This window comes from Paenibacillus enshidis (assembly GCF_042136365.1).
Classification (GTDB): domain Bacteria; phylum Bacillota; class Bacilli; order Paenibacillales; family Paenibacillaceae; genus Paenibacillus; species Paenibacillus enshidis.
The window spans coordinates 381242-396128 of the sequence record NZ_JBHHMI010000002.1 but is presented as its reverse complement, the minus strand read 5'-3'; the positions used below and the strand labels follow the sequence as shown (position 1 = coordinate 396128).

The 14887-nt window shown below is 47.4% G+C and carries 12 protein-coding genes and 1 pseudogene; 11 read left to right on the top strand and 2 right to left on the bottom strand.

All coding sequences use genetic code 11. From position 1 onward, the window contains the following. A partial coding sequence (locus tag ACE41H_RS04455; protein ID WP_511055477.1) for an alpha-helical endospore appendage domain-containing protein occupies positions 1 to 2801 on the bottom strand: 2801 nt, incomplete at its 3' end. Between the two features lie 449 nt (positions 2802 to 3250). Here ACE41H_RS04455 and ACE41H_RS04450 point away from each other — a divergent pair. The 5 genes from ACE41H_RS04450 (at position 3251) to ACE41H_RS04430 (ending at position 7712) form a co-directional block, all read left to right on the top strand. Next, positions 3251 to 4426, top strand: coding sequence for a D-alanyl-D-alanine carboxypeptidase family protein (locus ACE41H_RS04450; protein ID WP_375353588.1), 1176 nt, complete (start codon positions 3251 to 3253; stop codon positions 4424 to 4426). A 128-nt stretch (positions 4427 to 4554) separates the two neighbouring features. Beyond that, positions 4555 to 4908: an anti-sigma F factor antagonist gene (gene spoIIAA / locus ACE41H_RS04445; RefSeq protein WP_375353587.1), complete on the top strand. Its 354-nt coding sequence runs from the start codon at positions 4555 to 4557 to the stop codon at positions 4906 to 4908. Then, positions 4905 to 5360 (top strand): anti-sigma F factor, encoded by a 456-nt coding sequence (gene spoIIAB, locus ACE41H_RS04440; protein ID WP_375353586.1) that lies wholly within the window; start codon positions 4905 to 4907, stop codon positions 5358 to 5360. The genes spoIIAA and spoIIAB overlap by 4 nt, the downstream gene beginning before the upstream one ends. Positions 5361 to 5375: 15 nt before the next feature. Then, positions 5376 to 6131 carry an RNA polymerase sporulation sigma factor SigF gene (gene sigF / locus ACE41H_RS04435; RefSeq protein ID WP_375353585.1) on the top strand — a complete coding sequence of 252 codons (756 nt, stop codon included), beginning with the start codon at positions 5376 to 5378 and terminating at the stop codon, positions 6129 to 6131. A 216-nt stretch (positions 6132 to 6347) separates the two neighbouring features. After that, positions 6348 to 7712 (top strand): transcriptional regulator, encoded by a 1365-nt coding sequence (locus tag ACE41H_RS04430; protein WP_375353584.1) that lies wholly within the window; start codon positions 6348 to 6350, stop codon positions 7710 to 7712. A gap of 546 nt (positions 7713 to 8258) precedes the next feature. Here the strand turns inward: ACE41H_RS04430 and ACE41H_RS25275 are convergent. Next, a pseudogene (locus ACE41H_RS25275) lies at positions 8259 to 8372 on the bottom strand (IS30 family transposase); the annotation flags it as partial. 193 nt (positions 8373 to 8565) lie between these two features. On the opposite strand from ACE41H_RS25275, the gene ACE41H_RS04425 reads away from it, so the two are divergent. The 6 genes from ACE41H_RS04425 (at position 8566) to ACE41H_RS04400 (ending at position 14880) form a co-directional block, all read left to right on the top strand. Beyond that, on the top strand, positions 8566 to 8862 hold the full coding sequence (locus tag ACE41H_RS04425) for a PqqD family protein (RefSeq protein WP_375353583.1): 297 nt from the start codon (positions 8566 to 8568) through the stop codon (positions 8860 to 8862). Between the two features lie 5 nt (positions 8863 to 8867). Next, on the top strand, positions 8868 to 9290 hold the full coding sequence (locus ACE41H_RS04420; RefSeq protein ID WP_375353582.1) for a lasso peptide biosynthesis B2 protein: 423 nt from the start codon (positions 8868 to 8870) through the stop codon (positions 9288 to 9290). Next, positions 9291 to 11111 carry an asparagine synthase-related protein gene (locus ACE41H_RS04415; RefSeq protein ID WP_375353581.1) on the top strand — a complete coding sequence of 607 codons (1821 nt, stop codon included), beginning with the start codon at positions 9291 to 9293 and terminating at the stop codon, positions 11109 to 11111. 35 nt (positions 11112 to 11146) lie between these two features. Then, positions 11147 to 11596 carry a hypothetical protein gene (locus ACE41H_RS04410; RefSeq protein WP_375353580.1) on the top strand — a complete coding sequence of 150 codons (450 nt, stop codon included), beginning with the start codon at positions 11147 to 11149 and terminating at the stop codon, positions 11594 to 11596. Further along, positions 11593 to 12021, top strand: a complete 429-nt coding sequence (locus ACE41H_RS04405) for a MauE/DoxX family redox-associated membrane protein (RefSeq protein WP_375353579.1) — start codon at positions 11593 to 11595, stop codon at positions 12019 to 12021. Before ACE41H_RS04410 ends, ACE41H_RS04405 begins: the two co-directional genes overlap by 4 nt. 240 nt (positions 12022 to 12261) lie before the next feature. Further along, positions 12262 to 14880: an ABC transporter permease gene (locus tag ACE41H_RS04400; protein ID WP_375353578.1), complete on the top strand. Its 2619-nt coding sequence runs from the start codon at positions 12262 to 12264 to the stop codon at positions 14878 to 14880. Positions 14881 to 14887 lie beyond the last annotated feature (7 nt).

Below are 14887 nucleotides of genomic sequence, written 5' to 3'. Positions count from 1 at the left end.
CCAGTATCGCCCGTAGCTCCCGTTGCGCCAGTGTCACCTGTGGCCCCGGTCGCGCCGGTGTCGCCCGTGGCTCCCGTAGCGCCGGTATCGCCTGTAGCCCCGGTTGCGCCAGTGGCTCCGGTAGGTCCGGTAGGTCCGGTGTCACCTGTGGTCCCGGTCGCGCCAGTGTCACCCGTAGCTCCCGTCGCGCCGGTGTCGCCCGTGGCACCCGTTGCGCCAGTGTCACCTGTGGTCCCGGTCGCGCCTGTGGCACCCGTAGCTCCCGTAGCCCCGGTTGCTCCAGTTCCGCCCGTCGCGCCGGTTGCGCCGGTGTCGCCCGTGGCTCCAGTAGCGCCCGTGTCGCCCGTGGCTCCGGTCGTGCCGGTATCGCCCGTGGCTCCAGTAGTACCGGTGTCGCCCGTGGCTCCGGTAGGTCCGGTGTCACCTGTGGCCCCGGTCGGGCCAGTGACACCCGTGGCTCCGGTAGCACCGGTGACACCCGTAGCTCCGGTCGCGCCGGTGTCGCCCGTGGCTCCCGTCGTGCCAGTATCGCCCGTAGCTCCCGTTGCGCCAGTGTCACCTGTGGCCCCGGTCGCGCCGGTGTCGCCCGTGGCTCCCGTCGTGCCAGTGTCACCTGTGGCCCCGGTCGCGCCGGTATCACCAGTTGCCCCGGTCGCGCCGGTGTCGCCCGTGGCTCCCGTTGTCCCGGTGTCACCCGTGGCTCCCGTCGTGCCAGTATCGCCCGTAGCTCCCGTTGCGCCAGTGTCACCTGTGGCCCCGGTCGCGCCCGTGTCGCCCGTGGCTCCGGTAGGTCCGGTGTCGCCTGTGGCTCCCGTCGCGCCAGTATCGCCCGTGGCCCCAGTAGTGCCGGTGTCGCCCGTGGCACCCGTTGCGCCCGTGTCACCTGTGGTCCCGGTCGCGCCAGTGACACCCGTAGCTCCCGTAGCTCCCGTAGCTCCGGTCGCCCCGGTATCGCCTGTGGCTCCCGTAGGTCCGGTGTCGCCTGTGGCTCCAGTAGCGCCCGTGGATCCCGTCGTGCCAGTGTCGCCCGTGGCCCCAGTAGTGCCGGTGTCGCCCGTGGCACCCGTTGCGCCTGTGTCACCTGTGGTCCCGGTCGCGCCAGTGTCGCCCGTGGCTCCGGTCGCGCCAGTGTCGCCCGTGGCCCCGGTAGCTCCGGTGTCGCCCGTGGCTCCCGTAGCGCCAGTGACACCCGTGGCTCCCGTATCGCCCGTTGCGCCGGTCGCGCCAGTGTCGCCTGTGGATCCCGTCGTTCCGGTGCCGCCCGTGGCTCCAGTAGCACCAGTGTCGCCCGTGGCTCCAGTAGCACCAGTGTCGCCCGTGGCTCCGGTAGGTCCGGTGTCACCTGTGGCCCCGGTCGCGCCAGTGACACCCGTGGCTCCGGTCGCCCCGGTATCGCCCGTGGCTCCAGTAGGTCCGGTGTCGCCCGTGGCCCCGGTCGTGCCAGTGTCGCCTGTGGCTCCCGTCGCGCCGATGTCACCCGTGGCTCCAGTAGCACCCGTGTCGCCCGTGACTCCCGTGTCGCCCGTGACTCCCGTGTCGCCCGTGACTCCCGTAGCGCCGGTATCGCCTGTAGCCCCGGTTGCGCCCGTGGCTCCCGTTGTCCCGGTGTCACCCGTGGCTCCCGTCGCGCCGGTATCGCCCGTGGCTCCGGTAGGTCCGGTGTCGCCCGTGGCTCCGGTAGGTCCGGTGTCGCCCGTGGCCCCGGTAGCGCCGGTGTCGCCCGCGCCAGTGACACCCGTGGCCCCGGCATCGCCTGTGGCTCCAGTCGCCCCGGCATCGCCCGTGGCTCCGGTTGCGCCGGTATCGCCCGTGACTCCGGTGGCTCCCGTAGCGCCGGTATCGCCCGTAGCACCGGTCGTGCCCGCGTCACCCGTGGCTCCCGTCGCGCCAGTGCCGCCCGTGGCTCCCGTCGCGCCAGTGTCGCCCGTGGCTCCAGTAGCACCAGTGTCGCCAGTGACTCCCGTCGCGCCGGTGTCGCCCGTAGCTCCGGTCGTGCCAGTGTCGCCTGTGGCTCCAGTCGCGCCGGTGTCGCCCGTAGCTCCGGTAGGTCCGGTATCGCCTGTAGCCCCGGTTGCGCCCGTGGCTCCCGTCGTGCCAGTGTCGCCTGTGGCTCCCGTCGCGCCGATGTCACCCGTGGCTCCAGTAGCACCAGTGTCGCCTGTGGCTCCGGTGTCGCCCGTGGCTCCGGTATCGCCCGTGGCCCCGGCATCGCCTGTGGCTCCGGTGGCTCCCGTAGCGCCGGTCGCGCCCGTGGCTCCGGTCGGTCCGGTATCGCCCATGACTCCAGTCGCGCCAGTGCCACCCGTAGCTCCTGTCACGCCAGTATCACCTGTAGCTCCAGTACTGCCCGTGGCCCCCGTCGCCGATATTGGCCCTTCTATACGGACATTTGCCGACCCTTTCGTGACCTCGATTTGCAGCGTATCGGAAAAAAAGTTAATACTTTCCCCATCTCTCACCGTAGCTGAACCGTTTGGTCCATTCACATAAAACAGGAACTCGCCCGGAAGCTGGGACAAAATACTTTCCAGCTTGTTCTGTAGGACCAACTCTTTTTTAGTTGCTTCCTTCAGCACGTTGCTGACACTATCATTGACAGACAAAAGCTCGCTCACTGTAGGAGACAGTCCGCTTATGCCCGGCAATGTTCCAAGCACATACTGTATTTTTTCGCCTTCCGCATTAAGGATATGGCTTAAGCCAAGCTCTTCGAGAGCTATAGAAGATAACAGCAGGTTAATAGCATCATCTCTGGTGACGGATATAACCGGGGTTATATTAGGAAGATTGGATTGCGACATTTGCTTGTCCTCCTTCATCCCCTTTTTCACTAAAATAGAATTCCCCATGAATAATGAGGAATCATATGGAACTCATATCGTTCAAGACAACCTCAAGATTAAAGAATGTATGATTTTTGAGGGGAGCTGGCGGGGCTGTTTTCTGTGAAAGTACATCGATAGACGTTTCCTTAAAAGTTCCACATAGTAATCTATTCTCGCTTATTTATAAAAGTGTTGGCCTTTGTACATCAAAGAGCATACAAATCTATATTGCGTTGACATGAAGCGGCATTACATAGATTTTGCAGTGCTTGCTTGATGGTCCGGACGCTTTTTTTTGTGCACATTCCCGTTTGGCTGGAATAATTTGCTGGACGATTGACGACAATGGATAGCAGTATACGGCAGACGCCGTCCGATTCCGACAACCGGCGTTCTTCCGCAATGTTAGTAGGGAGGTACCGAACATGAAAAAAATCAGTCTATCTTTATTGCTCGTATTCTGCATCAGCGCCGGTCTGCTGCCGCCAGCTTCTGCCGAAGAGAAAGGAGCCGTACAGCAAGCCGATGTATCCCTGGCGCCTCAATCCGGCTCTGCCATCCTGATGGATGCGTATACCGGCACGATTATTTACGAGAAAAACAGCCATGACAAGCTGCCTCCGGCGAGCATCACGAAAATCATGACGATGCTGCTTACGATGGAAGCGCTGGAGAATGGGAAACTGAAGCTGACGGATCCTGTCCGGGCCAGTGAATATGCGGCTTCCATGGGCGGGTCGCAGATCTTCCTGGAGCCGGGCGAGGAAATGAGCGTTGAGGAAATGCTCAAGGGGATCGCCATGGCTTCTGGCAATGATGCTTCCGTAGCGATGGCGGAGAAGATCGCGGGGTCTGAGCAGGCATTTGTGCGTTTGATGAACGACAAAGCCAAGGAGCTTGGCATGAATGATACCCATTTTGCCAACTGCAATGGTCTGCCGGCCAAGGATCATTATTCCTCTGCACATGACATTGCTTTAATGAGCCGCGAGCTGCTGAAATATCCGCAGATTACGAAATATACCGGATCGTATCAGGACTATTTGCGCAAAAGCAGCGAAAAACCGTTCTGGCTGGTCAATACCAACAAGCTGGTCCGTTTTTATACAGGAGCCGATGGCTTGAAAACGGGATATACGTCTGAAGCGAAATTCTGCCTTTCCGCCACCGCCGTGCGTGATGGAATGCGCGTTGTGGCGGTGGTGCTTGGGGAGCCCAACACCAAAACCCGCAACAGTGAGATCGCCTCCATGTTTGATTATGCGTTTTCCCAATATGCCATGAAATCGTTGTATAACCAGGGTGACGTGATCGGCAAGCTGAACATTGAAAAAGGGATTGTTCCGGAGCTTACGATAAAAGCGGAACAGCCTTACAGCGTTCTCGTCAAAAAGGGCGGCCGTCAAGAGGAGATGCGTCACGAAGTCAAGCTGAACAGCGGGATCAAAGCGCCGCTCAAAAAAGGAGAAGTGGTTGGCAAGCTGATTGTTTATCAAAATAATGTCAAGCTGAAGGAATTCGAACTGCAATCTCCGGTCGCTGTGGACAAGGCAGGCTGGTGGAGACTGTTTAAACGCACCACCTCCGAACTGTTTTCCTGACATGGATCGCCCGCAGAGGATGCTTTTGTAGATTGGGCACAGTTTTTTTCTAGTTTTGTCGGAGGGCAGGATTCTACCATTGGCTCGTAGAAATCCTTGTCCAAGTCAGGGAGGAGAGTGAAGCAAACATGAGGCTGAAAGTGGAGATAGAGTTTCAGCGGGGGGTACTGATTGCCAGACTGGCCGGTGAGCTGGATCATCATACTTCAGATCAGGTGCGGGCACAACTGGATGAGGCGATTATACGCCGGCAGTGCGAGCATCTCGTTCTGAATTTTAAAGATTTGCAGTTCATGGACAGCTCAGGGCTGGGCGTTATTCTTGGACGCTATAAGCTCCTTAAGCAAAAAAACGGAAAAATGGCGGTATGTGATGCGACTCCTGCTGTATACAGGCTGCTTGAAATGTCAGGACTGTTCAAAATCATGACTTGTTACGAGAATGAAGAGGTGGCTCTCTCGGGAATGGAGGTTGTGTCATGACAGAAACGGCTGGGAGCAATTTCATGACGCTGCAGTTTGCGGCCAAATCGGAAAATGAGTCCTTTGCGCGCGTAGCGGTGGCGGCTTTTATTTCACAGCTCGATCCTACCATGGACGAGCTGAGCGATCTGAAAACAGTCGTCTCCGAGGCCGTAACCAATTGCATTATCCACGGATACAATAATGATCCCGCAGGCACGGTAACGATCAGGGCGATCATCGACGGGGATACAGTCATGCTGGTGATCGAGGATTCGGGTCAGGGGATTGAAGATCTGGAGCTTGCGCAGCAGCCGCTGTACACCTCCAAGCCGGAGCTGGAGCGGTCAGGCATGGGCTTCACCATCATGGAAAACTTTATGGATGAGTTTGAGGTGACCAGCGAGCTGAATGGGGGAACGGTCATTCGGATGAAGAAGAGGATCGAATCCAAGAAAGCTTTATATAACTAGGTAGGGGTTGGGCCTATGAATGCTGAAATCAAGCGCGGTACTAACACTTATCTGGATGATGGCGAAGTCAAAAAACTGATTGCCTTAAGCCAGTCAGGCGACAACAGTGCCCGTGACAAGCTGGTGAACAGCAACATCCGGCTGGTATGGTCTGTGGTGCAGCGTTTCATGAACCGCGGATATGAGCCGGAGGATTTGTTTCAGATCGGATGTATCGGCCTCTTGAAATCGGTTGACAAGTTTGACCTCAGCTATGATGTCAAATTTTCAACCTACGCCGTGCCGATGATCATTGGCGAAATTCAGCGCTTTCTCAGAGATGACGGAACACTGAAGGTAAGCCGGTCTCTGAAGGAAATGGCCAATAAGGTCCGCAAAAAAAAGGACGAGCTCTCCAAGCAGCTGAATCGTCTGCCAACCATCAAGGAGGTCGCCGAAGAGCTTGGGGTGTCGCCGGAGGATGTCGTTTTCGCCCAAGAAGCCAACAAACAGCCTACATCCATTCATGAAACTGTCTTTGAAAACGACGGCGACCCCATTACGCTCATGGACCAGATTGCGGACGAGTCCCAGGAACGCTGGTTTGACAAGCTTGCACTGAATGAAGCGATCGGGGGGCTGACCGAGCGGGAACGGCTCATCGTCTATCTTCGATATTTCCGGGATCAGACCCAGTCTGAGGTTGCCAGCAGGCTTGGCATATCACAGGTGCAGGTATCGCGTCTCGAGAAAAAAATACTGCAGTCCATCAAGGATCAGATCGCCCAGTAACAGAGTGCCGCAGAAAAATAATATATTTCCGGACATGTGCACACACGGCTCGCCCCAGGTGTGCACATGTCTTTTTCATCACATTTTTCGCTTTTTGGTGTCCAAATTTGACGTATATATGCTGTTGACCGCTGTTCAATTTGGTGTATACTATAATCTATAAACTAGCACTAAATTTTGGTTTTTGTTTGTGTAGTATAAGGGGGTGAGTCTGATTTGAAGTCAGACAATACAATTCGTGAAACACTCAGTACATACATGCGGAAACATAATTTAAGTTTCACTCAATTTTCACTTATTTCAGATGTGAATGCTGGTACGTTGAGTCGGATTCTGCAAGGCACGAAGCCTATTTCATTCCGACAGTTAGAGTTGATTACATCAGCGATGGAATTGCCTGAAGATTTTTTGTTTGAATCCTATGTAGAGGAATGCTTTGCTTTTACCACAAGCATGCGGCGGATTCGACCTTTTATTTTCCGGTGTGCAGAGCTGAACCGCTTAGATTTGATCGAACGGATGGTTCATCGATTGTTGGATGATCTGTCATACACTTCCGTTTTATTTGATGTGGCGGAAGCTTTATTCGCTTCTGAACATAGGCAAGCTGCGGCGATTATTTATACCCAGGTGAGTGAAGCGGAAAGATTCCAGCACTCAGAAAGATTGGCCATTTGCCGTTATCGGTTGTTTCAGATTTCATTGACAGACGATTTGGAAGAAAACTTGAAAGCGGCTCTTTTGTTTGAAAACTACGTGAGTCGTTTGGATGAAGCGGACCAGCTCGATGCATTGAAAGATCTGATGAATGTTATGATAACCGCTCATAAGTGGAAAAAGGTAGATGAACTAGCAGTGGAAATGCTGAGAATCGAGTATGAACGGCCCTCAACTGAACGAAAGCCAAAACGCCCATTCTATTTCTATATTTTGGATGGTTGGCTTGCTCGATCCACTGTCTGTGAGGAACTCCAGGATTTCGATGGGGCTCTAAGTTATGTTTCGAAGTGCGAGCGAGCAGAATTGTGGATACGTGAGAATGACGAAGAAGCACGTCGGTACATTCACCAATTTTCTGAATGGGCAACCGCCAACAGATATCTGTACCGGGTATTATCTGGCGAAGCCGAGGCGTTAGGGGAATATGCGGATTTTGTAGCCAGTCGTCCGGGGGAAATTTTTATTGCGTTGGGCTATATGGTCAAAGCGGCTAATCGCTATGATTTTGATATTGATCACATATTGGATCGCTTTCCGAAGCAAATTCCATCTATTGAAATGGAGGGGAAATATGGTCCATATAACAATTCTGTGATGAAGGAAAAAATAGTCCAATTTTATAGCGATTTAGGAGTATATCGATTCAAAAGGGGCCATAGTAATGCAATAAATCTCATACTGGATGGTTTGAATGTATCTGTTTATATCAACAGCGTGCGGAATATGGTTAACTGTTTGACACTATTTGAAATGGATCGGGAATGGGCGAATGAGGACGAAAAGAAAAAATTCAAATTGCTGTCAAGTGAGGTGAATCAAATTAATGCGAAAAAGCATTTGGTTATCCTGGGTTACGAATAGCTTTGTAGTTGTAGTTGTAACGACGGTCCATATTGTAGCAACACTAGGTCATGGGGCAGGTACATGATAATTTTCCATATTGCAGTATTTTTAAAAGACTTTCCATACGGGAGGTCTTTTTGTTTTTCTTGTCTTAACAGAATCCAATAATTGGTGACTTGACTTTTGTATCTGACAAATAAAACAAAATTTTGGCAAAAAACATTGAATATATTGGCAGATAATGATAGAGTAAGGAAGTAGCTAGATTTAATTGTATATGGCTACAATAAAATCAATTATAGGGAGGGAATGCAAGTGTTCAACCAGGTTTATGCAACACCGAAGTTGGTGAAATTCGGAAAGTCAAAGGATCTTATTCAGGGAGATTGTGATTGGGGGGTGGAGAACATCACAATTGATAAGACAGGCTATCATGAGTATCTGCAGAAAAATTGTTTGGACCGAGCTAATTGCAATTATGAGACTGTTTGTGCGATCAAAGATCCTCCGGATACGTGTGCTAACCATTCTAACTGCTAACGTTCGATTGTGGATGATGGATTGTCAATCTATGCGCGACAGTTCACCCATGAAAGCTTTGTGCGCGGGCGACCGCCCCAGACATTTACGAGGACGGTTATTAATAAGTCGGGTAATCTCGGTCAATTCTTCATCAGTGGCAAGGACAATCTCCTGATACATACAGCTTGTCAATCGCCGACAATCTGTAACAGACCTATTTTACACGAAATCAGCATGAGCCTATTCTTTTTTACCCGTCGCACTTCATTTTACTATCCGTCGGAAGATTAAGAAGTCCGTTAACACATGTAGGGGAAATATTCCTGCATGTGTTAACGATACATATTGTATGTTAATTGATATTATTCATTGGGGTGAGCGAAAATCAATGAAGATTAATCCATATGTTAGAGCTGTTGATGAAAATGGGGAGAAAGTCTTGTTTGATACAAAACGTGGTCTATTCTATGGCATAGATGAGATTGGTGCTGATATTTGGAGTGGTATTGAATCTGGTCTTGATATGGATGCTCTTATTATACTGTTACAGCAAAAATATGCTGATGTTTCTAAGCAACAGTTACATATAGACATAGAGAACTTTATCACTGAACTGAAACGAAGCAAGCTCATTAAGATGAGGTGAATATGATGAGTAAATTGGAATTTGTTAAACTCTATGTCTCACTATTTAAAATCGATCTTGGCTTACAGGTGGTCGGATTTGAAAAATTGTTCAAAAGACATGTGAAGCGTTATCCACTAGTATCAGCCGATGTACAAAAAGTGAAGGAAACACATCATATTGAAGAAGAAATTAATAAGTTGTTGATGACCATTGATTATGTTTGCACTGTGTATCCCCGTTCTGCGCAATGTATGCATCGTTCTTTTCTCGGTTATCAATATTTACGGAAGAAATTTCATCTACCCGTAGAGTTAGTTGTCGGCGTTCGAAAGATGCCATTCGGTGCTCATGCATGGTTAATGCTAAACGGACACAATATGAATGAAGATCCTCAATATACCGATCAATTTCAGATCATCCTTTCGACGGAAGGAGGGGAAATATAGATGAGGTGGTTTGTAGCTGCTATTAATTTGGACGGAACTACGATGTCCCCTTTCAGTGAGCACATTCTTGTAGAATCGATACGCACTCCTTATAACCAACTATGTACTAAGCTTCACCATGAGTCAGCAATTTGTGCGCTAGTCATGGAATCGTCAACGACCGATATGCCACAGCATATGTGTACAGTGCATAATAATCAACAGACCATCATTGGTGATATTCGTTTAGATAATAGAGATGTCCTACTAACACGACTCACCGAATTACATACGCGAACGACTGAATACATCAATGATTTGGAGCTTGCTCTAGAACTTATACTATTGCACGGTATCAATATAGTCTACGATTTCTTAGGTGAGTTTGCTTTTGTCATTTGGGATGAACACGGGCGCAAGGCAACTGCTGTACGAGATCATATTGGGATGCGCACGTTATTTTGGGCACAGCAGCAAGACACATTATGGATATCCAGTGATCTCTGTCTGCTGAAGGATGTCTTCTCGCTTGAACAGATAAATACCGACTATTTAATGGATTTTTATCTATATAATGGTCATATGGATAAAGAAAATACACCGTATAGCAATGTGTATCGCTTACCAAGTGCATCTTGGTTAGAGGCAACTGCTGGTAATGTGAATACATTTAAATACTGGAATTTATATGATCAATGTGAAGAATTACGTTATCGCAATGCTGGCGAGTATGAGTCGCATTTCCGTGAGTTAATGGTGAATTCTGTGAAACGAAGAATGATCCCTTCGGTAAAACATGCGGTCATGATGAGTGGTGGTCTTGACTCTACATTACTGTATGGCATCGCGAGAACGGAGATACCAACGGTAAATACAATTCCAGTAAGTGGTGTCTTTGACCGTTGGCATGAGTGTGACGAGCGTGAATATATTTACGCTGCACTAGACCATTACAATAGTCGAGAGGATGTTGTCTTTGAAGTTTGTGATGATTACGGGACTTTTAACCATTTCCCAAATGGATATTTATGGACATATGAACCTACTGTTACAGCAGCTACTGCAAGTTTTACAGGCTCTCTAATCCGTTGCGCTTCTACTGCGGGGGCTAAGCAAATCTTCACGGGCTATGGCAGCGATCATCTGCTGACAGGTTCATTTCCAACGCTAGCTGATATGTTGCATTCAGGTAAAATATCTCTTGCTGTTAAAGAAGCATCACAGTTAGCGAGCAGATACAGACTTTCAGTTCCAAAGCTACTTGTTCATTACGGTATAGGACCTTTAATAGGCAGAGGTTGGGCTAAAGAACTGCGCAAACATAAACATAGCCAGTTCATAGAAGAACTTAAGCATATTCCATCATACAATCAACAAGAGTACTACCAACAGTTTAAAGGTACGATGGCTCACTTGTTTATGGATCGAGTGTTATCTGCGAAGTATGGGGTAACGATGCAGCACCCATTTCTTGATCGCGAGCTAATCGAATTTTTATTTCGCGTGCCAGGAGAAGTGCGATTCCAAGGTGATATGACTAAGCCATTGCTGCGTAAATCAATGGGTAAGTACTTACCTCAGCAAATTATGGAACGTAAGAACAAAACGAAGCATCTCCCACTTACACATGAGGGATTGAAACAAGTATGGAACGAAGTTATCCATGTAGCATCTAAGGGCAGGATCCGAATACTGAACATATTACCCCATCAAGAATGGTTACAATCGTTATATAAATTTCGACATGGAATGGTAGTGAGAGAAGACATGTGGGTCTTGCTTACACTTGAGTTGTGGCTGTATAAGCTGGAAGAGCAAATCGGAGTAGATCTAGTGCATTAAAAATATAAAAAATTGTAGTATTAGGAGATGAGTAGGTGGCGGTAGCAATCTCAATCGTAGTAACGGGCGTGTGTTCCGTTCTGTTATATGTTGCTCTACTTCATAAGGTTAGGGAACATCAACAATATGTGCTGGGTTTGCCATCAGTAGATGCTATTCAGGCAAAGTTACAAAAGGGATTTTGTGGGTTTATATTTTGTCTGGACGTGGTTGGTTATCCTCATTGTGCAAAGTGGATTGAGCCTCTGAAGCAGATGATTGAACAACAAGGACTAGAATTGTTAGTATTTGACGGACAGATTATATTTAGTAAGCGGATGGAGATTGCTCAAATGTTAAAAATCAAAAAGTTTCCTTGTGTCGTAGCAGTCAATACGGATGATCAATATGATGAACAGATGTTTATTCATCAAATGCATATTGATCAGGATATTACTGCTATTCAACAGTTTATAAAGAATAAGTTGGGTGTGATTGCATCATGATCATTAGCATTATGATTTGGATGGTGTCAATTGTTATAGCTGCTTTATACTATAAAAGTTCTACGCAGAAATTGCGTACACCGTATACGTTCAGTTATATCGTGAGTGAGTATCAATTAGGCACGTACCACATGCCACCATTTATAGCAACAAAATTGGCACCATTACTGATTGTCGCTGAATTATTGACAGCAGTGTGGATTTTAATGCCCTGGACACGGCTGTATGGGTTCATTTTAGGAGCTAGCTTACAGTTTATTTTTATTCTGTTAATGTTTATGAATATGGGAAGAAGTTTTCCGTATGGCTGTGGTTGCTTCAAGATGAATGCACCAAGTGTAATTACTGCTCGTCATGCATGGGGGAATCTAGCATTGTGTATTGTGCAGGTGGCTGTAGTTATATGCATAGTTGTTGCAGGATAAAGAGCTTGGATACGCACGATTATCAAAGGTAAAATATATCATGAACAATCAGAAATTTATAGCGCCGATCTGGTGAATTTTGGCGAAATAGTGGGTCTTATTAATTCGGCATAATTCGATTTGGCTATCTCCCGGATATAAGATATAGACGAATAGAACCATTTCTATCTATATCTTGCTGATTGAAAGACGCACTTTGGATTTATGCAAATTGCTCAAGTATTAAATAGGAGGTCAATGATGAAACGCTCAACATTTGGGATAGCAATGAGGATGCTATTTGCTAAGAAACAGCGGCTTCTCCTAACTTGTATCGGTATTGCTGTTAGCTTCGGTCTGATTATCGTTATAAGTACGTTGTACGTTTCTATGGAGCGTTCCGTGCAAAAGACTATAGATAAGAAAGTTGGAACATTCGATATAGTTGCGGGATATAATCCCTGGAAAAATATAAATAGCAAGAAGTTACTGACGAAAGAGGAGATTTCCAAATTAAGAAACATGGATGGTGTCATTGATTCAGGTGTGGCCATCTTATTCCCAGAGCTTGCGACAAATAGATATGATTATGCAGCTAGAGAGAAGGATGCTATTAACTATGTTGCAGTCGAGCCTAATGAATTAATACGGAAATTCTATGGATTCACCACAACTTTACAGCCCGACGAGATGGTGATTACCGAAGAGGTAGCCAGACGTTGGGGGGTGAAACAGGGAGACACTAAGGAGTTCTCCATGAATAATGACATTGTTCTGAAAAAGATCGTTGGTGAAATTATTCCTAATTATACATCAGGTCCTGCAGCAGTAATTGTGAATATAGATGCTATTCGCCAAGAGTACTCATTGGGTGAAGTTGCCAATACCGTATATCTTGATATAGCAGACGGCATATCCGATAAGGCTGTTGAGGAAACGATCCGATCAGAAATTGATGAGAATATGGATATAGCGCTGCGTTCACAGAATAATACTGTAATTAAGCAACGTACAATGCTTAGATTTATTGCTATCGGGTTAGGTAGTATATTATTGCTAGTCAGTATATTGTTCTTGTCTAGCAGCTTTAAACTTATGTTGCTTGGACGTGTAAGGGAATTATCGATATTTCGGATGATTGGGGCTAGTAAACGAGCTATCTATAAAATGGTCATGATGGAAGCAGTGGTGTTGAATTTGCTAGGCGTTGTGTCGGGTGTTGGTGTAGGTATTCTATTCTGCAATATCTCAACGAAGTTTATTGATTCGATGATGGGCATTGCAGTGAACAATGTGGAGATTGATTGGCGAGTAGTCGTTACGATTGCTGTGCTCGGCTGGTTGATATTGACGGTATCCGTCATAAGGATTGCCGTCACTGCTTCTGCTGCTGCCCCACTTGTTGCTGTTCGGCATAGCGAACAGGAGAGATTAAACAGATCTAATGCTTGGATTGCAGGAAGTGTGTTAGTTAGCGGGTGTGTAATATTATGTCTAGCCTGGTTAGATATATTTAGTAGTGCACGTTTGCTATTTACTCTTATTGGTGGGTTGTTAGCAGCAGGGGGATGTATTCTTGGCACGGGATATATGATTCCTATCATCTCTCGCATCAGTGGTTGGTTCATTCGTAAGTTTGCTATTGCTGAAGCTTATTATGCAACGAAGCAATTCGTAGCATTACGCAGGCAAAATTCTTTTATCGTTATGCTATTAGCAAGCATCGTAACAGCCTTCATTGCTATTCCAACATTTATAGACAATCTCAACCGTGCAAATACGGAACAAGTAATACATAAGCACATTACGCCGATTGTGATTGAGACGAACCGTGATGCAATGTCTTCTAAAGTATTAGAGCAAGTTCGTCAAGTAAAAGGAGTTGATAAGGCATTACCAGTAGGATCATTCCAAAGTGTCCTACTTGCAGATATGGATTATAAGCGAGCTGATCCGAAATGGTTGAAGCTTAACAGTAATCATCCTGAGTTTCTTAAAGGTATACCGTTATATGATACGTATGAGTATGAATGGTTAGGAGTTGCGAAGACGGATTTCAAGCTGATGCAGCAGATGGGATTAATGAAGTTAGGTAATAACGAATTACCATCGGGGATTGTAATACAACCTGAGTACGCTGCTCATATGGGAATAGCCTTAGGGGACACAATGTCTTTGCAAAGAACTAGTCTAGGTAAAAGGTTAGAAAAATATGAGTTACCAGTAAGCGGAGTGACAGAGCTATCTTTTATTACACATGAAACGCTAGCTTTAGTAGATAATCACAATCCAAAGGTATCATGGATTGTAGGCGATAATAACGACAAATCTAACGAGATTTCGCCCCAAACTATATATGTGCAAGTTAGCGAAGGTGCGAATATTGCTGATGTAAGGATTGCATTACAGCAATCACTAGAAAATGACCCGTTGATCAAGGTTACTGATCTAGATTCAGAGTTATTGCTTATTGCAGAGCAGTCAAGAGAACAATACACCATTTTGTGGGCTGTAATGGCAATATTTGTCGTAGTTGGCATCGTAGGCGTTATGAATACACTTGGAGCAACATTCCATGCACACCGTAGGGAATACGCCATACTGCGAGCGATTCGTTTGACCACGGCAAAGCTAAGATCTGTGATGATCGTACAAGGACTATTGTATGCAATTACAGCTATTGTTATAGGTATTATAGCCAGTGGTTTTATTATTGCCGGATTATTTAGTGGGACCGATGAATTCAATGGATGGACGATAAGCTGGTTCACTATAGTACTACCTATTATCGTTGTTGGCGTGATATCGCTCCTTATTTCGCTCTTGTATGCTAGACAGATCGGACTGAATTCCATTAGCGAGGAATTAACGGTCGAGTAGTTGAAGG